A 23,905-nucleotide genomic window follows, 5' to 3' on the forward strand; every position below is an offset into this window, starting at 1 on the left:
TTTTTTCGGGGCACTTCATGCAAAATCAAATCGGCGCACCCAAGGGGTTATCCCTGAGCGATCCACGTGTGCGCGCGTGGCTGTTCCAGATCCTCACGATCGTTTTCGTGGTCGGTCTGGGCTGGTATCTGTTCCACAACACCCAAACCAACCTGCAACACCGGGGCATCACCTCCGGCTTCGACTTCCTGGACCGCAGTGCCGGGTTCGGCATCGCCCAGCATCTGATTCCTTATGTGGAATCCGACAGCTATGCGCGAGTGTTCGTCATCGGCCTGCTCAACACCCTGTTGGTGACGTTCATCGGTGTCATTCTGGCGACGATTCTGGGCTTCATCATCGGTGTGGCTCGTTTGTCACCGAACTGGATGATCAACAAGCTGGCGACCGTGTATGTGGAGACCTTCCGCAACATTCCGCCGCTGCTGCAGATTCTGTTCTGGTACTTCGCGGTGTTTCTGACCCTGCCGGGACCGCGGGGTAGCATCAACATCGACGACACGTTCTTCATCAGCAACCGTGGCCTGAACATGCCGGGTGCCTCGATGGCCGAGGGCTTCTGGCCGTTCGTCGTCGCGCTGGGACTGGCGATCGTGGCCATCGTGTTCATGGTGCGCTACGCCAACAAGCGGTTCGATGAAACCGGCGAGCCTTTCCACAAGTTCTGGGGCGGCCTGGCCTTGTTCATCGTCATTCCTGGCGCCAGCGCCTTGCTGTTCGGCAGCCCCGTGCATTGGGAAGTGCCGCAGCTCAAGGGCTTCAACTTCGTCGGTGGCTGGGTGCTGATTCCCGAACTGCTGGCCCTGACGCTGGCGCTGACCATCTACACCGCGGCGTTCATCGCCGAGATCGTGCGCTCTGGCATCCGTTCGGTCAGCCATGGCCAGACCGAGGCTGCGCGCTCGCTGGGGCTGCGTGAGGGGCCGACCCTGCGCAAGGTGATCATCCCCCAGGCACTGCGGGTGATCATTCCGCCGCTGACCAGCCAGTACCTGAACCTGGCGAAGAACTCGTCCCTGGCGGCCGGTATCGGCTATCCGGAGATGGTCTCGCTGTTCGCCGGTACCGTGCTCAACCAGACCGGCCAGGCCATCGAGGTGATTGCCATCACCATGAGTGTCTATCTCGCCATCAGCATCAGCATTTCGCTGCTGATGAACTGGTACAACAAGCGCATTGCGCTGATCGAGCGGTGAGGATACGCCCGTGAATGCCCATGTTTTCAAACCCGACATGCCGCCGCCGGTGAAAACCGTCGGCGTGCTCGCATGGATGCGTGCCAACCTGTTCTCCAGCTGGCTCAATACCTTGCTGACCCTGTTCGCCCTGTACCTGATCTGGCTGATCGTGCCGCCTCTGGTGCAATGGGCGCTGATCGACGCCAACTGGGTAGGCACCACCCGCGCCGATTGCACCAAGGAAGGTGCCTGCTGGGTGTTCGTCCAGCAGCGTTTCGGCCAGTTCATGTATGGCTACTACCCGACCGAACTGCGCTGGCGCGTGGACCTGACCGTCTGGCTTGCCGTGCTCGGTGCCGCACCGCTGTTCATCAAGCGCTTTGCGCGCAAGGCGTTTTACGGCCTGGGCTTCCTGGTGCTGTATCCGATCCTGGCCTACACCCTGCTGCACGGCGGCTACCTGGGGCTGGATACCGTGCCGACCAGCCAATGGGGCGGCCTGATGCTGACGCTGGTGATCGCCACCGTGGGCATCGTCGGCGCCTTGCCGCTGGGCATCCTGCTGGCGCTGGGCCGACGGTCGCGCATGCCGGCGGTGAAGGTGGTATGCGTCACCTTCATCGAGTTCTGGCGTGGCGTGCCGCTGATCACCGTGCTGTTCATGTCCTCGGTGATGCTGCCGTTGTTCCTGCCCGAGGGCATGAGCTTCGACAAACTGCTGCGGGCGATGATCGGCGTGATCCTGTTCCAGTCGGCGTATATCGCCGAAGTGGTGCGCGGCGGCCTGCAGGCCATTCCCAAGGGGCAGTACGAGGCGGCCGCGGCCATGGGCCTGGGCTACTGGCGCTCGATGGGGCTGGTGATTCTGCCCCAGGCGCTCAAGCTGGTGATCCCAGGCATCGTCAACACCTTCATTGCTCTGTTCAAGGACACCAGCCTGGTGATCATCATCGGCCTGTTCGACCTGCTCAACAGTGTCAAGCAGGCGGCTGCCGATCCGGCCTGGCTGGGCATGGCCACTGAGGGCTATGTGTTCGCCGCCCTGGTGTTCTGGATTTTCTGTTTCGGTATGTCCCGCTACTCCATGCATCTGGAGCGCAAGCTGGACACTGGCCACAAGCGTTAGGAGTTTCGAAATGAGTGAAGCGATCAAGCAGCCTGCCGGCCCCGAAGGCATCATCCAGATGCAGGGCGTCAACAAGTGGTACGGTCAGTTCCATGTGCTCAAGGACATCAACCTGAACGTACGCCAGGGCGAGCGTATCGTGCTGTGCGGGCCGTCTGGCTCGGGCAAGTCCACCACCATCCGCTGCCTCAACCGCCTGGAAGAGCACCAGCAGGGGCGCATCGTCGTCGATGGCGTAGAGCTGACCAACGACCTCAAGCAGATTGAGGCGATCCGCCGCGAGGTGGGCATGGTATTCCAGCACTTCAACCTGTTCCCGCACCTCAGCATCCTCGAGAACTGCACCCTGGCACCAATGTGGGTGCGCAAGATGCCGCGGCGCAAGGCCGAGGAAATCGCCATGCACTACCTGGAGCGGGTACGCATCCCGGAGCAGGCGCACAAGTACCCCGGGCAGTTGTCCGGTGGTCAGCAGCAGCGCGTGGCGATTGCCCGGGCCCTGTGCATGAAGCCCAAGATCATGCTGTTCGACGAGCCGACTTCGGCGCTTGACCCGGAAATGGTAAAAGAGGTGCTCGATACCATGGTAGGTCTGGCCGAGGATGGCATGACCATGCTCTGCGTCACCCACGAGATGGGCTTTGCCCGCACCGTGGCGAACCGAGTGATCTTCATGGACAAAGGTGAGATCGTCGAGCAGGCAGCGCCGGATGACTTCTTCGACCGGCCGCGCAGTGACCGGACCAAGCTGTTCTTGAGCCAGATTCTGCATTGATGTGACGGGGGGCGCCTTGCGGCCCTTTCGCGCTGCAAGGCCGCCCCAGCATCAACTTACTTCTCTTCTTTGGCAGCCACCGGTGCAGGTGGCGGTCGCAGCCCCACCTCGGCAACCAGTTTCAGTTGCTGCCCGTTGCGCACCACCTCGATGGTGATCTTCTCGTTGGGCTTGATCCGCGCAACTTGGTTCATCGACTTGCGTCCGTCTCCCGCAGGTTCGCCATTGATGCTCAGGATCACGTCACCCAGCTGCAACCCGGCCTTTTGCGCCGGCCCATCGCGGAAGATCCCCGCCACGACGATGCCTGGGCGGCCCTGCATACCGAACGATTCCGCCAGTTCCTGGCTCAATGGCTGCACTTCGATGCCCAGCCAGCCGCGAATCACCTGGCCATGCTCGACGATCGACTTCATCACCTCCAGCGCCAGCTTGACCGGGATGGCGAAGCCGATGCCCTGGGAACCACCAGACTTGGAGAAGATCGCGGTATTGATGCCGATCAGGTTGCCATTGGCATCGACCAGCGCACCACCGGAGTTGCCTGGGTTGATGGCCGCGTCGGTCTGGATGAAATCTTCGTAGTTGTTCAGGCCCAGTTGGTTACGTCCGGTGGCGCTGATGATGCCCATGGTCACGGTCTGGCCGACCCCGAACGGGTTACCGATGGCCAGGGAGACATCGCCGATGTGGATGTTGTCGGAACGGCCGATGGTGATCGCCGGCAGGTTCTTGAGGTCGATCTTCAGTACCGCGAGGTCGGTTTCCGGGTCGCTGCCCACGACGCGCGCCAGGGTCTCACGGCCGTCCTTGAGCGCCACCACGATCTGGTCGGCGCCGCTGGTAACGTGGTTGTTGGTCAGCAGGTAGCCCTCGGGGCTCATGATCACGGCCGAACCCAGGCTGGACTCCCAGCGCCGCTGCTTGGGCAGGTTGTCACCGAAGAAGCGGCGGAACTGCGGGTCTTCGAACAAGGGATGGGCGCTCTTGTTCACCACTTTGGTGGTGTACAGGTTCACCACCGCTGGGGCGGCGAGGGTCACGGCGTCGGCATAGGACACCGGCCCCTGCATGATCCGGGTGGTCTGCGGAGCCTGCTGCAGGTTGACGTCCTGGCTGGGCAGGCCGACCCATTCAGGGAAACGCTGGATGACCAGCATGGCGATCAGCACGCCAGTAATCAGGGGCCAGCCAAAATAACGCAGAGCCTTGAGCATGAACGAATCCTGGGAGTAGGGCGGGGGCCAATTGGCAGCGCAGCGGGGCGCGAGCGCGCGCGATCATACACAGGTACAGAGCGATCGGCGATGTGCAAACCGATTTACCTGCTTCGCGGTTGAGTCCATGTCCTCCAGGGACCACGCTGGCCCCTGGGGGAGCGGGTCTGCCCGCGAATGCTGGCGCCTCGGTCTTGCCCCCATGCGACTGCCGCCGGTTTCCCCGAAGCCGGCGACGGCCCATAATGGCCGCCATTATACGGGCGTTGTGCCCGTCGAAAGCGCAGATTTCGAGGAGATTTTCCATGGCCGTCGCACTGAACACCCTGGTCGAGGAGGCCGAGCGCTACCTGGGTAGCGCGAAGATCCAGGATTACTGCCCCAACGGCCTGCAAGTCGAAGGGCGACCTCAGGTCAGTCGCATCGTCAGTGGCGTGACCGCCAGCCAGGCGTTGCTCGACGCGGCGGTCGAGGCCGATGCCGACTTGGTGCTGGTTCACCATGGTTATTTCTGGAAGGGCGAGAACCCGTGTGTCACCGGCATCAAGCAACGCCGCTTGAAAACCTTGCTCAAGCACGACATGAGCCTGCTGGCCTTCCACCTGCCGCTGGATGTGCATCCCGAAGTGGGCAATAACGTGCAATTGGCTCGTCAGCTGGACATTACCGTCGAGGGGCCGCTGGACCCGGAGAACCCAAAGGTCGTGGGGCTGGTCGGGTCGCTGGCCGAGCCAATGACAGCGCGGGATTTCGCCCGGCGCGTGCAGGAGGTGATGGGACGTGAGCCGCTGCTGGTGGAAGGCGATGTCATGGTTCGCCGGATCGGCTGGTGCACCGGAGGCGGCCAAGGCTACATCGATACTGCGATCGCCGCCGGAGTCGACCTGTACATCAGTGGCGAGGCGTCCGAGCAGACCTTTCATAGCGCGCGCGAGAACGGCGTGAGCTTCATCGCCGCAGGCCACCATGCCACCGAGCGTTATGGCGTGCAGGCGCTGGGGGATTACCTGGCGCGTCGGTTTGCCCTGGAGCACCTGTTCATCGACTGCCCGAACCCGATCTGACCTTTGGGGCCTCATCGCCGGCAAGCCGGTTCCTGCTGGCGCGCTCGTCTCAGGCGCTGGCCTGTCGGCGATGCGTTGCTCGAGCCCCAAACCCCCAGTCATATCGTTAGATTGTTTCGATCTAGTGCGGCTCCTAAATAGAATCAGCCGCTGTGATAAAGTGGCTCGCTCGAACACGGCCCGCAGGCCGTCCATAAGATCGTTTTTCGTGAGTAGCCATGGTCGACAAACTGACGCACTTGAAACAGCTGGAGGCGGAGAGCATCCACATCATCCGCGAGGTGGCCGCCGAGTTCGATAACCCGGTGATGCTGTACTCGATCGGCAAGGACTCCGCCGTGATGCTGCACCTGGCGCGCAAAGCCTTCTTCCCAGGCAAGCTGCCGTTCCCGGTGATGCACGTCGACACCCAGTGGAAATTCCAGGAGATGTACCGCTTCCGCGACAAGATGGTCGAGGAAATGGGTCTGGAGCTGATCACCCACGTCAACCCCGAAGGTGTGGCCCAGGGCATCAACCCGTTCACCCATGGCAGCTCCAAGCACACGGACATCATGAAGACCCAGGGCCTGAAGCAGGCGCTGGACAAGCATGGTTTCGACGCCGCCTTTGGTGGCGCCCGCCGCGACGAAGAGAAGTCCCGGGCCAAAGAGCGCGTTTACTCGTTCCGCGACAGCAAGCACCGCTGGGACCCGAAGAACCAGCGCCCCGAGCTGTGGAACGTGTACAACGGCAAGGTCAACAAGGGCGAGTCGATCCGTGTGTTCCCGCTGTCCAACTGGACCGAGCTGGACATCTGGCAGTACATCTACCTCGAAGGCATCCCGATCGTGCCGCTGTACTTCGCCGCCGAGCGGGAAGTGATCGAGAAGAACGGCACCCTGATCATGATCGACGACGAGCGCATCCTCGAGCACCTCACCGACGAGGAAAAAGCCCGTATCGTCAAGAAGAAAGTGCGGTTCCGTACCCTTGGCTGCTACCCGTTGACGGGTGCCGTCGAGTCGGAGGCCGAGACCCTGACGGACATCATCCAGGAAATGCTCCTGACCCGTACGTCCGAACGCCAGGGCCGAGTCATCGACCATGATGGCGCAGGCTCGATGGAAGACAAAAAACGCCAAGGCTACTTCTAATTTCAGGGTTTCATCATGTCGCACCAATCCGATTTGATCAGCGAAGACATCCTCGCTTATCTGGCTCAGCACGAGCGCAAAGAACTGCTGCGTTTCCTCACCTGCGGTAACGTGGATGACGGCAAGAGCACCCTGATCGGGCGCCTGCTGCACGACTCGAAGATGATCTACGAAGACCACCTCGAGGCCATCACCCGCGATTCGAAGAAAGTCGGCACCACCGGCGAAGAAGTCGACCTGGCATTGCTAGTCGATGGCCTGCAGGCCGAGCGCGAGCAGGGCATCACCATCGATGTCGCCTACCGCTACTTCTCCACCGCCAAGCGCAAGTTCATCATCGCCGACACCCCGGGCCACGAGCAGTACACCCGCAACATGGCGACCGGCGCCTCGACCTGCGACCTGGCGATAATCCTGGTCGATGCCCGTTACGGCGTGCAGACCCAGACCCGCCGTCACAGCTACATTGCCTCGCTGCTGGGCATCAAGCACATCGTGGTCGCGGTCAATAAGATGGACCTCAAGGGCTTCGATGAGCAGGTCTTCGAGTCGATCAAGGCCGATTACCTGAAGTTTGCCGAAGCGATCAACCTGAAGCCGTCGAGCCTGCACTTCGTGCCGATGTCGGCGCTCAAGGGCGACAACGTGGTCAATCACAGCGAGCAATCGCCGTGGTACGCCGGCCCGACGCTGATGGAAATCCTCGAAACCGTGGAAGTGTCGGCCGACCGCAACGTCACCGACCTGCGTTTCCCGGTGCAGTACGTCAACCGTCCGAACCTGAACTTCCGCGGCTTCGCCGGCACCATCGCCAGCGGCGTGGTACACAAGGGTGACGAAATCGTCGTGCTGCCTTCGGGCAAGAGCAGCCGGGTCAAGTCCATCGTCACCTACGAAGGTGAACTGGAGAACGCCGGCCCCGGCCAGGCCGTGACCCTGACCATGGAAGACGAGATCGACATCTCCCGTGGCGACTTGCTGGTGCATGCCGACAACGTTCCGCCGGTGACCGACCAGTTCGACGCCATGCTGGTGTGGATGGCCGAAGAACCGATGCTGCCGGGCAAGAAATATGACATCAAGCGCGCCACCAGCTACGTGCCGGGCTCGATTGCCAGCATCACCCACAAGGTGGATGTGAATACCCTGGAGCAAGGCGCTGCCAGTGCACTGCAGCTGAACGAGATCGGTCGCGTCAAGGTGTCCCTGGATGCCGCGATCGCCCTGGACGGTTACGACAGCAACCGCACCACCGGCGCGTTCATCGTCATCGACCGCCTGACCAACGGCACTGTCGGTGCCGGCATGATCATCGCCCCGCCAGTCCTGCCGCATGGCACCACAGGTCAGCATGGCAAGTTGGCTCACGTGTCCACTGAAGAGCGCGCGCTGCGCTTCGGTCAGCAACCGGCTACCGTGCTGTTCAGCGGCCTGTCCGGCGCTGGCAAGAGCACCCTGGCCTATGCCGTCGAGCGCAAGCTGTTCGACATGGGCCGTGCGGTCTACGTGCTCGATGGCCAGAACCTGCGTCACGACCTGAACAAGGGCCTGCCGCAGGATCGCGCGGGCCGCACCGAGAACTGGCGCCGCGCCGCCCATGTGGCGCGTCAGTTCAACGAAGCTGGCCTGCTGACCCTGGCCGCCTTCGTTGCGCCTGATGCCGAGGGCCGTGAACAGGCCAAGGCCTTGATCGGCAAGGAGCGCCTGGTAACCGTTTACGTGCAGGCATCGCCAATTGCCTGCCGCGAGCGTGATCCTCAGGGCCTGTATGCCGCTGGCGGTGACAACATCCCGGGTGAAAGCTTCCCGTACGATGTGCCGCTGGATGCCGACCTGGTGATCGACACCCAGACCACCAGCGTGGACGAGGGCGTGAAGCAGGTGCTGGATGTGCTGCGTCAGCGCGGCGCGATTTAAGCGTTAGTGCTGTATGAGAAACCCCGCTTCGGCGGGGTTTTTGTATTTGGGATTGGCGTCGGGGCTGTTGGGTGCTTGGCGTGAGAGGTGCGGCGCTCGATTTGCGCACCACCTCAAAGCTCAAGTCAGGCCGTCCTCCCCAGAAAGAACCTCAACTTGTTTCCGCGATGCAATACCGCTCCTTCAGGTGTCGATCGTGGCAGATCTGTCTCAGATATGCTTTTCCGATACAGGAATCACGCGCTTTTCCTTAACCGCCTTATACGAAAAGCTCGAATATATCTCCTTCACCCCCGGCAACCGCTGCAACACCTCACGGGTGAATTCCCCAAACGACTCCAGATCCCGCGCCAGAATCTCGAGCAAGAAGTCATACCGCCCGGAAACATTGTGGCAGGCAATGATCTCTGGAATTTCCATCAGCCGCTTTTCGAACGCCAGCGCCATGTCCTTGGTGTGCGAGTCCATCATGATGCTGACGAACGCGGTCACACCAAACCCCAGCGCCTTGGGCGAAAGAATGGCCTGATAACCGGTGATGTAGCCGTTGTCCTCCAGCAACTTGACCCGGCGCCAGCAGGGCGAGGTGGTTAACGCGACTTGGTCGGCAAGCTCGGAGACGGTGAGGCGGGCGTTGCCCTGCAAGGCTGCGAGCAGGGCGCGGTCGGTGCGGTCGAGGGTCGAAGGCATATTTTGCCCTCCTGATCTGTCATGTGTTGTTTTTGTTCCAAAACTAGCCATTTCGCGTAGGAGATTTTGGAAAAAATCAGGCGGCTTGGTGGCATAAGCTTATAACAAACCACCAGAGGTTGTTGCCATGCGCGACTCCCATAACAACAGCGGTTTTTCCACGCGGGCCATCCATCACGGGTACGACCCGCTCAGCCATGGCGGCGCCCTGGTGCCGCCGGTCTACCAGACCGCTACCTACGCTTTTCCTTCCGTCGAATACGGTGCTGCCTGTTTTGCAGGCGAAGAACCCGGGCACTTCTACAGCCGTATCTCCAACCCGACCCTGGCCTTGCTGGAACAGCGCATGGCCTCGCTGGAAGGGGGCGAGGCAGGCTTGGCCCTGGCCTCGGGCATGGGGGCCATCACTTCGACGATCTGGACGTTGCTGCGCCCTGGGGATGAACTGATCGTGGGGCGCACACTATATGGCTGCACCTTCGCCTACCTGCACCATGGGATTGGCGAGTTCGGAGTCAAGATCCGTCACGTCGACCTCAATGACATCAAGGCGCTGAAGGCGGCGATCACCAGTAAGACGCGAATGATCTACTTCGAAACCCCAGCCAACCCGAACATGCAGTTGGTCGATATCGCTGCCGTGGCCGAAGCGGCGCAGGGGCATGACCTGCACATCGTGGTCGACAACACCTATTGCACGCCGTATCTGCAGCGGCCGTTGGAGCTGGGTGCCGATCTGGTCGTGCACTCGGCTACCAAGTACCTCAGCGGCCATGGCGATATCACCGCCGGGCTGGTGGTCGGGCGCAAGGCGCTGGTCGACCGGATTCGCCTGGTAGGGCTCAAGGACATGACTGGCGCGGTGCTGTCGCCGCATGATGCCGCGCTGCTGATGCGTGGTATCAAGACATTGGCCCTGCGCATGGACCGCCACTGCGCCAATGCACAGCAGGTGGCTGAGTTCCTGGCGGAGCAGCCTCAGGTCGAGCTGATCCATTACCCGGGCCTGTCGTCATTCGGGCAGTACGCGCTGGCACAGCGGCAAATGCGCATGCCGGGCGGGATGATCGCTTTTGAGCTCAAGGGCGGGATCGAGGCCGGCCGACGCTTCATGAATGCCTTGCAGCTGTTCGCACGTGCGGTCAGCCTGGGGGATGCCGAGTCGCTAGCGCAGCATCCAGCGAGCATGACCCATTCCAGCTATACGGCGAAGGAGCGGGCGCATCACGGGATATCGGAAGGGTTGGTGAGGCTGTCGGTGGGGTTGGAGGATGTAGAGGACTTGCTTGCCGATATCGAACAGGCGCTCAAGCACTGTGTATGAGGTTGGCTGCAAACTTCCTACTTATCGATGCCGGTTTTCGACAGCGATATCAAGAAACGTCGGATAGAGCCTGTTGAGGTGGTCACTTAGTTTGGGTGTTCGCACGGAATCTGTTCCGTGCCTAGTCCATTCACCTGAACAGGCATGAGTATGAAATTCAAGAGTGTACTTTCGCACGCCGCCCTGGCGCTTGCGGTGGTTACTGCCAGTGGGGTCGCTTTGGCAGGCGATGTGGGCCAGCCATGCTGCCCTTTCAGCGATAAAAGCCTGAAGACGTCGCCAGAGGCGCTGTCGGGTTCCACTCAGCAGTTGTTGAAACTGCAAGGTATGAAGTTCACCTGGAAAGAAACGGGGCGCAAGGATATTGGGCTGATGGCGCAGGATGTCCAGGCCGTGTACCCGGAACTGGTTCATGAGAAGAACGAAAAGCTGACGGTGGACTACCAAAAATTGGTCGCACCACTGATTGAGTCGATACGTGAACTGAATCAGCGGATCGATACACTGGAGAAGGCTCAGGCCAAGACGATGTAACGCGGGTTGTTGCCGTGTTCTTCACGCAATAAGAAAGGCCTCTTCCGAGGCCTTTTTGCATTTCACCCGCTTAACGCTTGAGCCCGTAGCTCTCGTCCAGCATGCCTGGCGAGTTCGGCGCCTTCGGCGCATAGTCGCGAGGCACTTCGGCGGTGTCCTTCGGCGGGGTCAGGCGGTCACGTGGGGCCTGGGCGGCCTCGGAGTGCAGGGCGGCCAGCAGGCGCTGACGGGTAACCTCGTCCAGCGCCAGGGCATTGGCGCCTTCGGCCAGGTGGTCCTGGACATCCTGGTAGCTCTGGGTCAGCTTTTTGACCAGCACGGCAGTGCTGTTGAAGTGGGTGACCACTTCGTTCTGGTAGGTGTCGAAGCGTTGCTGGATATCGTCCAGCTGGCGCTGTGTGCTGCTCGGCGCGGCATTGGGCAGCAGGCGCGCGACGACGAAACCGACCACGACGCCGACGACCAGGGCCAGGGTCGGCAACAACCAAACAAGGAGCGAGTGTTCCACGAGTCCTTCCTCTATAAACGGCTTTGCTTTACGTTAACGGCTCAGACCTGCGCTGTATACCGCGAGCGATCGCAAATCAGAACAGAATTCCTCAGCTAGACGAATCGACCCCTCCCGAGGTCACGGAGTAGTGCCTTGCTTGTCCGCGAAACCCCCTTGTTCATCGATGGCCCCGTTGGCCAGCTGGAAGCCTTGTACCTGGACGTGGCCGATGCCCGCGGTGCGGTGCTGATCTGCCACCCCAACCCGGTTCAGGGCGGCACCATGCTCAACAAGGTGGTTTCGACGTTGCAGCGTACCGCCCGCGATGCAGGCTACGTGACCCTGCGCTTCAACTACCGTGGTGTGGGCCAGAGCGCCGGCAGCCATGACATGGGCGCAGGCGAGGTAGCGGATGCCGAGGCCGCTGCTGGCTGGCTGCGCGAAAAGCACCCCGATCTGCCCTTGGTGCTGATGGGTTTCTCTTTCGGTGGTTTCGTCGCTACCAGCCTGGCCGGGCGGCTGGAGGCTTCTGGCGTGGCCTTGCAGCAGTTGTTCATGATTGCCCCGGCGGTGATGCGTCTGACGGCCGATTTCCCGCTGCCGCAGCATTGCCCGATCACCGTGGTGCAGCCGGAGAGCGACGAAGTCGTCGATCCGCAGCTGGTTTACGACTGGTCCGACAGCCTGTCGCGCCCCCATGAGCTGCTGAAAGTGGCAGAATGCGGACACTTCTTCCATGGCAAGCTGACCGATCTGAAGGATCTGCTGCTGCCGCGCCTTTCGAACTGAGCCAAGCCTGAATAAGCGAACACCCATGACCACGCGCATTCTCACCGGTATCACCACCACCGGCACCCCGCACCTGGGCAACTACGCCGGAGCTATCCGCCCGGCCATTCTCGCCAGCCAGCAGCCCGGTGCCGACTCGTTCTACTTCCTGGCCGACTATCACGCCCTGATCAAGTGCGACGATCCGCTGCGCATCCAGCGCTCGCGCCTGGAAATCGCTGCCACCTGGCTGGCCGGTGGCCTGGATCCGGACAAGGTGACCTTCTACCGTCAGTCAGATATTCCCGAGATTCCTGAGCTGACCTGGCTGCTGACCTGCGTTGCCGCCAAGGGCCTGCTCAACCGCGCCCACGCCTACAAGGCTTCGGTGGACAAGAACGTCGAAGCCGGTGAAGACCCGGATGCCGGTGTGACCATGGGGCTGTTCAGCTACCCGGTGCTGATGGCGGCGGACATCCTGATGTTCAACGCGCACAAGGTGCCGGTAGGCCGTGACCAGATCCAGCACGTGGAGATGGCCCGTGATATCGGCCAGCGCTTCAACCACCTGTTCGGTCAGGGCAAGGACTTCTTCGCCCTGCCAGAAGCTGTGATCGAAGAAAGCGTGGCGACGCTGCCAGGGCTGGACGGTCGCAAGATGTCCAAGAGCTACGACAACACCATTCCGCTGTTCACCAGCGCGAAGGACATGAAGGACGCAATTTCGCGCATCGTCACTGACTCCCGTGCCCCAGGCGAGGCCAAGGACCCGGACAACTCGCACCTGTTCACTCTGTTCCAGGCCTTCTCCACACCAGCCCAGTGCGCTGAATTCCGTGAAGAACTGCTGCAGGGCTTGGGCTGGGGTGATGCCAAGCAGCGTCTGTTCCAGCTGCTCGACAGCCAGCTTTCCGAGAAGCGTGAGCACTACCACCAACTGATCTCGCGACCGTCGGACCTGGAAGACATTCTTTTGGCCGGTGCCGCCAAGGCACGCAAGATCGCCACCCCGTTCCTCGAACAACTGCGCGAGGCCGTAGGCCTGCGCTCGTTCCGCAGCAGCGTCCAGGCAACTGCCGAAGTGAAGAAGAAAGCCGCCAAAAGCGCCCGTTTCGTCAGCTTCCGTGACGAAGACGGCAGCTTCCGCTTCCGCCTGCTTGCCGCCGATGGCGAGCAATTGCTGCTCTCGCGCAGCTTCGCCGATGGCAAGAGCGCCGGTGCGGTAAGCAAGCAGCTGCAGCAGGGCGGTGAGGCTGATGTGCGAGTCGAAGGCCTGGGCTTCAGTCTGTGGCTGAACGGCGAGCAGGTGGCCGACGGGCCGCAGTTCGACAGCGCCGAAGCCCGCGATTCGGCTATCGAAAGCCTGCGTGTAGCGCTGCAGCCCCTGTAGGAGCGGATTTATCCGCGAACACCGGCATAACCGGTGCCAGGCACCGCGTTGTCTGTTTTGCGGGTAGGCCTTCGCCCTCAGGAATGCATACCGCCTGAGGCATTTCGCCGCAAGTCTGATTGCCATTAAGCGGGCCTGTCGCTACAGTGACGGCCCGTTTTTTGTTGCCTCGCTAACGAATCATGACGCCCCTAGAACGATATCAAGCAGATCTGAAACGTCCCGACTTCTTCCATGACGCGGCGCAGGAGACTGCTGTGCGTCACTTGCAGCGTCTATACGACGATCTGGTCGCTGCGCACAACAGCAAGCCAGGTGTATTCGGCAAGTTGTTCGGCAAGAAGGAGCAGACCCCGGTCAAGGGCCTGTACTTCTGGGGCGGTGTGGGCCGAGGCAAGACCTACCTGGTGGATACCTTCTTCGAGGCGCTGCCATTCAAAGAGAAGATGCGTACTCACTTCCACCGCTTCATGAAGCGTGTGCACGAAGAGATGAAGACCCTCAAGGGCGAGAAGAACCCCTTGACCATCATCGCCAAGCGCTTCTCCCAGGAAGCCAAGGTCATCTGCTTCGACGAATTCTTCGTTTCCGACATCACCGATGCCATGATCCTGGGCACGCTGATGGAGGAACTGTTCAAGAATGGCGTTTCCCTGGTCGCGACCTCCAACATCGTGCCGGACGGCTTGTACAAGGACGGCCTGCAGCGGGCGCGCTTCCTGCCGGCCATCGCGATGATCAAGCAGAACACCGACGTGGTGAACGTCGACAGCGGGGTCGATTACCGCCTGCGTCACCTTGAGCAGGCCGAGCTGTACCACTACCCGCTCGATGATGCGGCGCACCAGAGCCTGCGCGCCAGCTTCAAGGCACTGACCCCTGAGTGCACCCAGGCGGTCGAGAATGACGTGCTGATGATCGAGAATCGTCCGATCAATGCCTTGCTCACCTGCGACGATGTGGCCTGGTTCGACTTCCGCGCCCTGTGCGACGGGCCTCGCAGCCAGAACGACTACATCGAGCTGGGCAAGATCTTCCACGCCGTGCTGCTGAGCAACGTGGAGCAGATGGGTGTGGCTACCGATGACATCGCCCGTCGTTTCATCAACATGGTGGACGAGTTCTACGACCGTAACGTCAAGCTGATCATCTCGGCCGAGGTGGAGCTGAAGGACCTGTACACCGGTGGCCGCTTGAGCTTCGAATTCCAGCGTACCCTGAGCCGCCTGCTGGAGATGCAGTCGCACGAGTTCCTGGCGCGCGCGCACAAGCCATAAGCCTCGGAGTTCGGGGCCGCTTGCCGGCCCCGCTCATCTCAAGCTTCTTGCATGAACTGCTGCCGATACTGGTTCGGGGACAGCTCAGTGTGCTGCCGGAACAGTCGGGCAAAGAAGCTGGCATCGTCGTAGCCAACCTCGTAGCTGATGGTCTTGATGCTCTTGCGCGTGCTCGACAGCAACCCCTTGGCCGTCTCGATGCGTAGCCGTTGCAGGTAGTGCAATGGTTTGTCGCCAGTCGCGCCCTGGAAGCGACGCATGAAGTTGCGAATGCTCATGCCGTGGTTGCGGGCCACGTCCTCGAAGCGGAACTTGTCGGCGAAGTGTTCTTCAAGCCAGTGCTGGATCTGCAGGATGATCAGGTCCTGGTGCAGCTTCTGCCCACCAAAGCCCATGCGTCCAGGGGTGTAGTTGCGCTGCACCTCGTAGAGGATGTCGCGTGCCACGGCGCGAGCCACGTTGGCGCCGCAGAAGCGCTCGATCAGGTAGATGTACAGATCACAGGCCGAAGTGGTGCCGCCGGCACAGTACAGATTGTCGGCGTCGGTAAGGTGCTTGTCCTGGTTCAGCCTGATCTTGGGGAAGCGCTCGGCGAAGCTGTTGAAGAAGCGCCAGTAGGTAGTCGCTTCCTTGCCGTCGAGCAGCCCGGCCTCGGCCAGCCAGAAGACCCCGCTTGCCTCGGCGCACAGTACGGCGCCGCGGGCATGTTGCTCGCGTAGCCACGGCAGCACCTGAGGGTAGCGCTGCAGCAGGTTGTCGAAGTCGTCCCAGAAGGCTGGGAGGATGATCACATCGGCATCGTCCAGGCCGCCGTCGACCGGCAACTGTACGCCGCTGAAGCTGTCCACGGGCTGCCCGTCGGGACTGACCAGGTGGATTTCGAACATGGGCTGCAAGCCCAGGCCCAGTTGCTTGCTATAGCGCAGGCTGGCCAGGTGGAAGAAATCCTTGGCCTGCATCAGGGTCGAGGCGAACACCTTGTCAATGGCCAGGATGCTGACGCGCCGCAACGACGCGGAGGGTTGGGTAAACATCATTGTCATTGTTCTTATAGGGTAGAGTGGTCAATCACCGGCTGGATCGTCTTATTTTTTGGCGATTGTGTCTACCCCGCAGATTCGCGCTACCTGCTTCGCGGGTAAACCCACGCCCACGAGGGCTGCGCGTAGCCCTACGGGAGCGGGCTCACCCGCGAAGCAGGCGATTGTGGTTCGGGTCAAGGCGCCGGATTGGGCTGCTGCTGATGAATCGCCTCAATCCCCGCCAGCAGCTCATCGCTGAGGTTCAGTGCCAGGCTATTGAGGTTGCTCTTGAGCTGATCCAGGTCGGTCGCTCCGATGATATTGCTGGTCACGAACGGTTGCCGAGTCACGAACGCCAAGGCCATTTGCGCCGGGTCCAGGCCATGATCGCGGGCCAGTTGCACGTAGCGGCTGCAGGCTGCGACTGTCTGTGGGTTGGAGTAGCGGGCGAAGCGGCTGAACAGGGTCAAGCGTGCCTTTGCAGGGCAGGCGCCATTCTCGTATTTGCCCGAGAGCATGCCGAACGCCAGTGGCGAGTAGGCCAGCAGGCCGCATTGTTCGCGAATCGCCACTTCCGCCAGGCCCACCTCGAAGCTGCGGTTGAGCAGGTTGTACGGGTTCTGGATCGACACCGCGCGCGGCCAGCCACGGGCCTCGGCCAGTTGCAGGAACTTCATGGTGCCCCACGGCGTTTCGTTGGACAGACCTACATGGCGGATCTTGCCGGCGCGAACCTGCTCATCGAGCACTTCGAGGGTTTCCTCCAGCGGGGTGAAGTGGTCCTGCGGCAGGTGTTGGTAGCCCAGTTTGCCGAAGAAGTTGGTGCTGCGTTCGGGCCAGTGCAGTTGGTACAGGTCGATGCGGTCGGTCTGCAGGCGCTTGAGGCTTTCGTCCAGCGCCGCGACGATGTGCTGGCGGTTGTGCTTGAGCTGGCCGTCGCGGATATGGCTGATACCGTTGCCAGGGCCCGCGACCTTGCTGGCGAGGATCCAGTCGTCACGATCACCGTGCTCGCTGAACCACTTTCCGATGATCCGCTCGGTGGCGGCATAGGTCTCGGGGCGGGGTGGCACCGGGTACATTTCGGCGGTGTCGATGAAGTTGATCCCGGCCTGCTTGGCCAGGGCAATCTGTTCGAAGGCCTCTTCCTGGGTGTTCTGCTCGCCCCAGGTCATGGTGCCCAGGCACAGGGCGCTGACGTGGAGGTCGGTACGGCCGAGCTTGCGGTATTCCATCGGAAAGACTCTCCTTGGCAAAGATGCCCATAAAAGCAGGTTGAATTTTCTGGCGCAATCTGGATAATTCGGCCCCTCTCCGTGTGGCGGAAGTGATGCACCACCATGCAGGAAGAACCCCGTCGAACATTGGCGTGCCCGACCCGAGCCCCCAAAAGCGTCAGCGTTCGGCTGCGCGCTTGCCCTTGGCAAGTTGTGCACTATCCAGTAAGATTCGCCGTCTATTTTTCGCTGGGCGGCCTCTGAGGCTTTAGAGAATGAAAACTTTTACTGCTAAACCGGAAACAGTAAAGCGCGAGTGGTTCGTAGTCGACGCCGCTGGCCAGACCCTGGGTCGTCTGGCTACCGAAATCGCTAGCCGTCTGCGTGGCAAGCACAAACCAGAATACACCCCTCACGTTGACACCGGCGACTACATCGTCGTTATCAACGCCGAGCAGGTTCGTGTGACTGGTGCCAAGTCTTCCGACAAAATGTACTACTCCCACTCCGGTTTCCCAGGCGGCATCAAGGAAATCAGCTTCGAGAAGCTGATCGACAAAGCCCCTGAGCGTGTTATCGAAACCGCGGTCAAAGGCATGCTGCCTAAGAACCCGCTGGGTCGCGACATGTACCGCAAGCTGAAAGTGTACGCGGGTGCAACTCACCCACACACTGCTCAGCAGCCTCAAGAACTGAAGATCTAACGGGAAAAGTTCATTATGTCGGCGACTCAAAATTACGGCACTGGCCGTCGCAAGACCGCAACCGCTCGCGTTTTCCTGCGTCCGGGCACTGGCAACATCTCCATCAACAACCGTTCTCTGGACGTGTTCTTCGGTCGCGAAACCGCTCGCATGGTTGTTCGCCAGCCGCTGGAGCTGACCGAGACCGTTGAGAAGTTCGACATCTATGTCACCGTTTCCGGTGGTGGTGTCAGCGGTCAAGCCGGTGCGATCCGTCACGGTATCACCCGCGCTCTGATGGAATACGACGAAACCCTGCGTGGCGCTCTGCGTCGTGCTGGCTACGTCACCCGCGACGCTCGTGAAGTTGAGCGTAAGAAAGTGGGTCTGCGTAAAGCGCGTAAGCGTCCTCAGTACTCCAAGCGTTAATACCGCTTCGGCAGTCAAAGAAGCCCGGTTCCTTTGGAACCGGGCTTTTTTTATGTCTTGAACTAACCTGTCAGCATGTCGGTGACAACTGGCCGCATAGACGCAGATCAAGCAAAGCGAGGGTTGTAGCCCGTTGCAGGGGTAATCACCTTGTCAGTGTGTGGTTTTGTTTCTTACCATGGCGGCCAATTTTTAGTGCCACAGACATTACCTAAGTACAGGCCTGATTCAACAGGCCAAGCAAGCTGATGGGAGAGGACTGAATGAGCAATGACGGCGTCAACGCAGGCCGGCGCCGCTTCCTCGTAGCCGCGACATCCGTGGTCGGGGCGGCGGGGGCAGTGGGGGCTGCGGTACCGTTCGTAGGGTCATGGTTTCCCAGTGCCAAGGCGAAGGCCGCAGGTGCACCGGTGAAGGTCAACATCGCCAAGGTCGAACCCGGGCAGCAGATGGTGGCCGAGTGGCGCGGCCAGCCTGTATTCATCGTCAGGCGAACGGAAGAGATCCTCGGGAATCTCAAGAAGATCGCCGGTGAGCTGTCCGACCCTGAATCGAAGGCATCGGTGCAGCCGGCCTATGTCGATCCCCAAGTGCGTTCGATCAAGCCGGAGATCCTCATTCTCGTCGGTCTGTGCACCCACCTTGGGTGTTCCCCGACGTTCCGTCCGGAAGTGGCGCCGGCCGACCTTGGTCCTAAATGGGTGGGTGGCTACTTCTGCCCTTGCCATGGCTCCCACTACGATCTGGCCGGGCGGGTTTACAAGGCCCAGCCTGCACCTCTCAACCTGCCAGTGCCGCCTCACTCTTACGAGTCGGACGACATCATTGTCATCGGCGTCGATCAGGAGAACGCATGATGAGCAAGTTCATGGACTGGATTGATGCTCGCTTCCCCGCTACCAAGATGTGGGAAGACCACCTGAGCAAGTATTACGCGCCCAAGAACTTCAACTTCCTGTACTTCTTCGGCTCCCTGGCCCTGTTGGTATTGGTCAACCAGATCGTCACGGGTGTGTGGCTGACCATGAGCTTCACGCCGTCGGCGGAAGAGGCCTTTGCCTCGGTCGAATACATCATGCGTGACGTGGAATACGGCTGGATCCTGCGTTACCTGCACTCCACGGGGGCGTCGGCATTCTTCATCGTGGTCTACCTGCACATGTTCCGCGGATTGCTCTACGGCTCCTACCAGAAGCCCCGTGAGCTGGTGTGGTTGTTCGGCATGCTGATCTACCTGGCGCTGATGGCCGAGGCCTTCATGGGCTATCTGCTGCCTTGGGGGCAAATGTCCTATTGGGGCGCCCAGGTGATCATTTCGCTGTTCGGTGCCATTCCGGTGATCGGCGATGACCTCACTCAGTGGATTCGTGGTGACTACCTGATCTCCGGCATCACCTTGAACCGCTTCTTCGCCCTGCATGTCGTGGCCTTGCCGATCGTCATCCTGGGCCTGGTCGTGCTGCACATCCTCGCGTTGCACGAAGTAGGTTCGAACAACCCCGATGGCGTCGATATCAAGAAGAAGAAGGACGAAAACGGCATACCGCTGGACGGCATTCCGTTCCACCCGTACTACACCGTCAAGGATATCGTCGGCGTGGTGGTCTTCCTCTTCGTATTCTGTGCCGTGGTGTTCTTCTTCCCGGAAATGGGTGGCTATTTCCTGGAAAAACCGAACTTCGAGCAGGCAAATGCCTTCAAGACGCCAGAGCATATCGCCCCGGTGTGGTACTTCACGCCGTTCTACGCAATCCTTCGGGCGGTTCCTGACAAGCTGTTCGGGGTGATCGCCATGGGGGCGGCCATTGCCGTGCTGTTCGTGTTGCCCTGGCTTGACCGCAGTCCTGTGCGCTCGATGCGCTACAAAGGCTGGTTGAGCAAGATCTTCCTGCTGGTGTTCTGCGTGGCCTTCGTGATCCTCGGTGTGCTGGGCGTTCTGGCGCCGACACCAGGGCGCACCTTGCTGTCGCAGGTGTGCACGGTGTTGTACTTCGCCTACTTCCTGCTGATGCCGTTCTACACAAGGCTTGAGAAGACCAAACCGGTTCCGGAAAGGGTGACTGGCTGATGAAAAAGTTGATTGCAGTATTTTTGCTGGCAGTGATGCCTGCCTTTTCCTACGCTGCCGAAACTGGCCTGACGTTGGACAAGGTCGATATCGACCTCGCCGACAAAGCGGCCATGCAGGATGGTGCTCGTACCTTCGCCAACTATTGCATGGGCTGTCACAGTGCGAAGTTCCAACGCTATGAGCGTGTGGCCGATGACTTGGGCATTCCACACGAGCTGATGCTCGAGAAACTGGTGTTCACCGGTGCCAAGATCGGCGACCACATGAAGATCGGCATGCAGCCAAGTGATGCCAAGACCTGGTTCGGCGCGGCGCCACCTGACCTGACGCTGGTTGCCCGGGTGCGCGGTACCGACTGGTTGTACACCTACCTGCGCAGCTTCTATGAAGACAAGTCGCGTCCTTATGGTGTCAACAACAAGGTGTTCCCGAACGTCGGCATGCCCAACGTGCTGGTGGGACTGCAGGGTAACCAGGTCATCGGCTGCAAGCAGGTGCAGACCGTGGTCGACGGCAAGAAGCAATTCGACCCATTGACAGGTAGTCCGCTGACCCATGAGGCTTGTGACCAGCTGACCATTACGCCGAATTCCGGTACCCTGACCACCGAGCAGTTCGACGAGAAGGTCAAGAACCTGGTGACCTTCCTGGCCTATTCGGCCAACCCGGTCAAACTGGAAAGCCAGCGTATCGGTACTTATGTGTTGCTGTACCTGGCTTTCTTCTTCGTATTCGCCTATTTGCTCAAGCGCGAATACTGGAAGGACGTGCACTGATCACGCAGTAGTTTCTGGTAGTTGAACGCGCCCTGGGCGCTCCACCGCTGACGCGGAGGGGCCTCCAGGGCGCGTTTGCATTTGCAGTTTCATAAGCATCCCCATGCGAGGAGGCGCTACATGGGCGCAACCAACAGGTTAGCCTGCTATTCCGACCCCGCTGATCACTATTCCCATCGCGTGCGCCTGGTGCTCGCGGAGAAAGGCGTCAGCGTGCAGATCATCGATGTGGATCGCGGTCGTCTGCCACCCAAGCTGGTTGAAGTGAACCCCTATGGGAGCGTGCCGACCCTGGTCGACCGTGACCTGGCGTTGTATGAATCGACCGTGGTGATGGAGTACCTTGAGGAGCGGTACCCGCATCCGCCGCTGATGCCGGTATACCCGGTGGCACGTGGCAACAGCCGTCTGCTGATACATCGTATCCAGCGCGACTGGTGTGCGCTGGCCGATACCATCCTCGATGCGCGCAGCGCCGATGCCGCGCGTGCAGAGGCGCGCAAGGTGTTGCGCGAGAGCTTGACCGGCGTGTCGCCGCTGTTTGCCGAGTTCGCTTGCTTCATGAGCGAGGAGCAAAGCCTGGTCGACTGTTGTCTACTGCCCATACTCTGGCGTTTGCCGGTATTGGGTATCGAATTGCCGCGGCAGGCCAAGCCGCTGCTGGATTACATGGAGCGACAGTTTGCCCGTGAGCCATTCCTGGCAAGCCTGTCCTCCGTTGAACGTGAAATGCGCAAGCTTTAAGGAGCCGTTGATGAACTCCAGTCGCCCCTATCTGGTTCGAGCGCTGTACGAGTGGATCGTCGACAACGATTGCACCCCTCATATGCTGGTCAATGCCGAATATCCGGCGGTCCAGGTGCCGCAAGGCTTCGCCAGTGACGGTCAGATCGTCCTGAATATTTCCCCCAGCGCGGTACGCAGCCTGCACATGGACAACGAAGCGGTGAGCTTCGAAGGCCGGTTCGGCGGTGTGGCGCATTCGCTGTTCGTGCCAGTTGGCGCGATCCTCGGTATCTATGCCCGCGAAAACGGCCAGGGTATGGTCTTCGAGCTGGAGCCTCCACTGATGGATGGCGACGACGACATCGAAGATGAAGGTGTCGAGCCGGATGACGATGGCCCGCCTGAGGGAGGTGGCCAGCCGCCGCGTCCGAGTGGGCGGCCAAGCCTGAAGGTGGTCAAGTAAACAAAAAAGGCGATCCATGCGGGATCGCCTTTTTTATGGCTGCGGGCCAGGACTTACAGGTCGCTGATGCTGCGCACCTGGTCCTTGTTGACGCGGGTGCGTTTGCCGTCGAGCTGCTGGAATTCGTAGAAGCCAGCGTCCTGGTCGAACTGCGGCTCATCGACGGTCTGGAACTCGCGGCCGTCGTTGAGGGTGATCAGGCTTGGAGTGGAGCAGCCGGCCAGGGTGGCGAAGGCGCCGATCAGCAGGGCGGGCAGCAGAAGCTTTTTCATGCGGTGTTTCCTGGGTTTCTGTAGGGGTGGTGCGGAGGGAGGCCCATGCCGGCTCCGTACAGGTCGTTTCCACCTGCAGGAGCCGGTCGCCGGCGATCATTCCGGTGCGGGCAATCAAGGAATCAGTCGATGTACTCGTACAGCTTGACGATTTTCTGCACGCCCGACACGCCCTGTACCACGGCGGTGGCTGCGTTGGCCTCGCCTTGGGTGACCAGGCCGAGCAGATAGACGATACCGTTTTCGGTGATCACCTTGATGCGCGAGCTGGGTACGTTGGCGTCAGCCAGCATCTGGGTCTTGATCTTGGTGGTCAGCCAGGCGTCGTTGTTGCGCGCAAGGATGGAGGAGGGCTGCATCACTTGCAGCTCGTTGTGTACTTTCTTGACCCGCTGGACCTGGCTGGCGGTCTGTTCCGCCAGGCTCTTGAGGTCGGCGCGAGGTGTCTGGCCGGCAAGCAGCACGATGCCGTTATAGCTGCTGACGACAATGTGCGAACCTTTGTCCAGGTCCGGGCTGGCCTTGGCGATGTTTACCGCAGCCTTGGTTTCGATCAGCGAATCGTCGATCTTGCTACCGATGGTGCGAGTGCCGCGATCATCCTCGATCGGCGAGTTGCGGGTCGAGGTCAGTACCGAGCTGCAGCCGGTGACGCTCAGGCACAGGGTCAGGGCCATCAGGCCGAGGCGCTTGGGGATCATTCTTCACTCCCGAACAGTTGGCTGTCGATCAGATCGCACAGGCAATGGATCGCCAGCAGGTGGACTTCCTGGATGCGTGCAGTGACCGTCGAGGGCACGCGAATCTCGACGTCCTCGGGCAGCAGCAGTGAAGCCATGCCGCCGCCGTCACGACCGGTCAATGCTACGACAATCATTTCACGATCATGTGCGGCCTGGATGGCCTGAATGACGTTCGCCGAATTGCCGCTGGTGGAAATGGCCAGCAGAACGTCGCCCGGTTGGCCCAGGGCGCGGATCTGCTTGGAAAAGACCTCGTTGTAGCTGTAGTCGTTGGCAATCGAGGTCAGGGTCGAGCTATCGGTGGTCAGGGCAATGGCCGGCAGACTCGGGCGCTCGCGTTCGAAGCGGTTGAGCAGCTCCGATGAAAAATGCTGGGCATCGCCGGCCGAGCCGCCGTTGCCACAGGCGAGCATCTTGCCCTCGTTGAGCAGTGCGTTGACCATGACCAGACTGGCCTGCTCGATGTGCGGTGCCAGGATGTCCATTGCCTGTTGCTTGGTGTCGATGCTGGCCTGGAACAGCCGGCGAATTCGGGATTGCATGTCCATCGGGTGACCTTAAGTGGGGCGGTGGCCGGCGCGGCGCGCAACAGAGACCAGCCCGCGAAACATAGAGCA

The 23,905-nt window shown here is 60.7% G+C and carries 26 protein-coding genes; 18 read left to right on the top strand and 8 right to left on the bottom strand.

The genetic code is table 11. The features are described from left to right. The first annotated feature begins 17 nt into the window (after positions 1-17). From IF103_RS04305 to IF103_RS04315, 3 genes are read left to right on the top strand one after another with little or no spacing between them, the layout of a single operon-like run. On the top strand, positions 18-1,196 hold the full coding sequence (locus tag IF103_RS04305; RefSeq protein ID WP_202675893.1) for an amino acid ABC transporter permease: 1,179 nt from the start codon (positions 18-20) through the stop codon (positions 1,194-1,196). A 10-nt stretch (positions 1,197-1,206) separates the two neighbouring features. Then, the gene (locus tag IF103_RS04310) at positions 1,207-2,304 is read left to right on the top strand and encodes an amino acid ABC transporter permease (RefSeq protein WP_027908075.1); all 1,098 of its coding nucleotides are present in this window, start codon (positions 1,207-1,209) and stop codon (positions 2,302-2,304) included. 10 nt (positions 2,305-2,314) lie between these two features. Beyond that, on the top strand, positions 2,315-3,079 hold the full coding sequence (locus IF103_RS04315; RefSeq protein ID WP_003251792.1) for an amino acid ABC transporter ATP-binding protein: 765 nt from the start codon (positions 2,315-2,317) through the stop codon (positions 3,077-3,079). Between the two features lie 56 nt (positions 3,080-3,135). Here the strand turns inward: IF103_RS04315 and algW are convergent, their stop codons facing one another. After that, entirely contained in the window at positions 3,136-4,296 is a 1,161-nt protein-coding gene (gene algW / locus IF103_RS04320) for a Do family serine endopeptidase AlgW (RefSeq protein ID WP_023378797.1), read from the bottom strand. A 305-nt stretch (positions 4,297-4,601) separates the two neighbouring features. Between algW and IF103_RS04325 the strand changes: the two genes are divergently transcribed. From IF103_RS04325 to cysN, 3 genes are all read left to right on the top strand, one after another. Continuing rightward, on the top strand, positions 4,602-5,360 hold the full coding sequence (locus IF103_RS04325) for a Nif3-like dinuclear metal center hexameric protein (RefSeq protein WP_027908076.1): 759 nt from the start codon (positions 4,602-4,604) through the stop codon (positions 5,358-5,360). A 218-nt stretch (positions 5,361-5,578) separates the two neighbouring features. Beyond that, the gene (cysD, locus tag IF103_RS04330; RefSeq protein ID WP_023378799.1) at positions 5,579-6,496 is read left to right on the top strand and encodes a sulfate adenylyltransferase subunit CysD; all 918 of its coding nucleotides are present in this window, start codon (positions 5,579-5,581) and stop codon (positions 6,494-6,496) included. A gap of 15 nt (positions 6,497-6,511) precedes the next feature. After that, positions 6,512-8,413 (top strand): sulfate adenylyltransferase subunit CysN, encoded by a 1,902-nt coding sequence (gene cysN, locus IF103_RS04335; protein ID WP_023378800.1) that lies wholly within the window; start codon positions 6,512-6,514, stop codon positions 8,411-8,413. A 210-nt stretch (positions 8,414-8,623) separates the two neighbouring features. Here cysN and IF103_RS04340 read toward each other — a convergent pair whose 3' ends face one another. Then, on the bottom strand, positions 8,624-9,103 hold the full coding sequence (locus IF103_RS04340) for an Lrp/AsnC family transcriptional regulator (protein WP_023378801.1): 480 nt from the start codon (positions 9,101-9,103) through the stop codon (positions 8,624-8,626). Between the two features lie 127 nt (positions 9,104-9,230). Here IF103_RS04340 and IF103_RS04345 point away from each other — a divergent pair, with 127 nt between their 5' ends. Both IF103_RS04345 and IF103_RS04350 read left to right on the top strand, forming a co-directional pair. Continuing rightward, on the top strand, positions 9,231-10,427 hold the full coding sequence (locus IF103_RS04345) for a methionine gamma-lyase (RefSeq protein WP_023378802.1): 1,197 nt from the start codon (positions 9,231-9,233) through the stop codon (positions 10,425-10,427). Between the two features lie 150 nt (positions 10,428-10,577). After that, a complete protein-coding gene (locus IF103_RS04350; RefSeq protein ID WP_023378803.1) occupies positions 10,578-10,961 on the top strand; it encodes a tail fiber domain-containing protein in 384 nt (127 codons plus the stop codon). A 70-nt stretch (positions 10,962-11,031) separates the two neighbouring features. On the opposite strand, the gene IF103_RS04355 is transcribed toward IF103_RS04350, so the two are convergent. After that, the gene (locus IF103_RS04355; protein ID WP_023378804.1) at positions 11,032-11,469 is read right to left on the bottom strand and encodes a Z-ring associated ZapG family protein; all 438 of its coding nucleotides are present in this window, start codon (positions 11,467-11,469) and stop codon (positions 11,032-11,034) included. Between the two features lie 135 nt (positions 11,470-11,604). Between IF103_RS04355 and IF103_RS04360 the strand changes: the two genes are divergently transcribed. From IF103_RS04360 to zapE, 3 genes are all read left to right on the top strand, one after another. Then, positions 11,605-12,240: an alpha/beta hydrolase gene (locus tag IF103_RS04360; RefSeq protein WP_023378805.1), complete on the top strand. Its 636-nt coding sequence runs from the start codon at positions 11,605-11,607 to the stop codon at positions 12,238-12,240. 25 nt (positions 12,241-12,265) lie between these two features. Beyond that, the gene (locus IF103_RS04365) at positions 12,266-13,609 is read left to right on the top strand and encodes a tryptophan--tRNA ligase (RefSeq protein WP_023378806.1); all 1,344 of its coding nucleotides are present in this window, start codon (positions 12,266-12,268) and stop codon (positions 13,607-13,609) included. Positions 13,610-13,791: 182 nt separating this feature from the next. Continuing rightward, positions 13,792-14,886 carry a cell division protein ZapE gene (gene zapE, locus IF103_RS04370; protein ID WP_023378807.1) on the top strand — a complete coding sequence of 365 codons (1,095 nt, stop codon included), beginning with the start codon at positions 13,792-13,794 and terminating at the stop codon, positions 14,884-14,886. Between the two features lie 38 nt (positions 14,887-14,924). Here zapE and IF103_RS04375 read toward each other — a convergent pair whose 3' ends face one another. Beyond that, entirely contained in the window at positions 14,925-15,821 is an 897-nt protein-coding gene (locus IF103_RS04375) for a GlxA family transcriptional regulator (RefSeq protein WP_167332805.1), read from the bottom strand. A 281-nt stretch (positions 15,822-16,102) separates the two neighbouring features. After that, complete coding sequence (locus tag IF103_RS04380) at positions 16,103-17,143, bottom strand: NADP(H)-dependent aldo-keto reductase (protein ID WP_027908078.1); 1,041 nt, start codon at positions 17,141-17,143, stop codon at positions 16,103-16,105. A 257-nt stretch (positions 17,144-17,400) separates the two neighbouring features. Here IF103_RS04380 and rplM point away from each other — a divergent pair, with 257 nt between their 5' ends. From rplM to IF103_RS04415, 7 genes are all read left to right on the top strand, one after another. After that, positions 17,401-17,829 (top strand): 50S ribosomal protein L13, encoded by a 429-nt coding sequence (gene rplM / locus IF103_RS04385; protein ID WP_023378810.1) that lies wholly within the window; start codon positions 17,401-17,403, stop codon positions 17,827-17,829. A 15-nt stretch (positions 17,830-17,844) separates the two neighbouring features. Continuing rightward, on the top strand, positions 17,845-18,237 hold the full coding sequence (gene rpsI / locus IF103_RS04390) for a 30S ribosomal protein S9 (protein ID WP_003260797.1): 393 nt from the start codon (positions 17,845-17,847) through the stop codon (positions 18,235-18,237). A gap of 263 nt (positions 18,238-18,500) precedes the next feature. Continuing rightward, entirely contained in the window at positions 18,501-19,094 is a 594-nt protein-coding gene (gene petA, locus IF103_RS04395; protein ID WP_023378811.1) for a ubiquinol-cytochrome c reductase iron-sulfur subunit, read from the top strand. After that, on the top strand, positions 19,094-20,305 hold the full coding sequence (locus IF103_RS04400; protein WP_023378812.1) for a cytochrome b: 1,212 nt from the start codon (positions 19,094-19,096) through the stop codon (positions 20,303-20,305). The genes petA and IF103_RS04400 overlap by 1 nt, the downstream gene beginning before the upstream one ends. Continuing rightward, the gene (locus IF103_RS04405; protein ID WP_023378814.1) at positions 20,305-21,084 is read left to right on the top strand and encodes a cytochrome c1; all 780 of its coding nucleotides are present in this window, start codon (positions 20,305-20,307) and stop codon (positions 21,082-21,084) included. Before IF103_RS04400 ends, IF103_RS04405 begins: the two co-directional genes overlap by 1 nt. Positions 21,085-21,204: 120 nt before the next feature. Continuing rightward, on the top strand, positions 21,205-21,828 hold the full coding sequence (locus IF103_RS04410; protein WP_202675894.1) for a glutathione S-transferase N-terminal domain-containing protein: 624 nt from the start codon (positions 21,205-21,207) through the stop codon (positions 21,826-21,828). 10 nt (positions 21,829-21,838) lie between these two features. Then, positions 21,839-22,273, top strand: a complete 435-nt coding sequence (locus IF103_RS04415) for a ClpXP protease specificity-enhancing factor (RefSeq protein ID WP_023378817.1) — start codon at positions 21,839-21,841, stop codon at positions 22,271-22,273. A gap of 53 nt (positions 22,274-22,326) precedes the next feature. On the opposite strand, the gene IF103_RS04420 is transcribed toward IF103_RS04415, so the two are convergent. From IF103_RS04420 to IF103_RS04430, 3 genes are all read right to left on the bottom strand, one after another. After that, positions 22,327-22,545 carry a YgdI/YgdR family lipoprotein gene (locus IF103_RS04420; RefSeq protein WP_023378819.1) on the bottom strand — a complete coding sequence of 73 codons (219 nt, stop codon included), beginning with the start codon at positions 22,543-22,545 and terminating at the stop codon, positions 22,327-22,329. Between the two features lie 122 nt (positions 22,546-22,667). Beyond that, positions 22,668-23,246, bottom strand: a complete 579-nt coding sequence (locus IF103_RS04425) for a BON domain-containing protein (protein WP_023378820.1) — start codon at positions 23,244-23,246, stop codon at positions 22,668-22,670. Next, positions 23,243-23,836, bottom strand: coding sequence for a phosphoheptose isomerase (locus IF103_RS04430; RefSeq protein ID WP_012274070.1), 594 nt, complete (start codon positions 23,834-23,836; stop codon positions 23,243-23,245). Before IF103_RS04430 ends, IF103_RS04425 begins: the two co-directional genes overlap by 4 nt. Between the last annotated feature and the right edge of the window lie 69 nt (positions 23,837-23,905).

Origin of the sequence: Pseudomonas sp. SK2 (assembly GCF_016772395.1) — a bacterium.
Lineage (GTDB): Bacteria > Pseudomonadota > Gammaproteobacteria > Pseudomonadales > Pseudomonadaceae > Aquipseudomonas > Aquipseudomonas taiwanensis.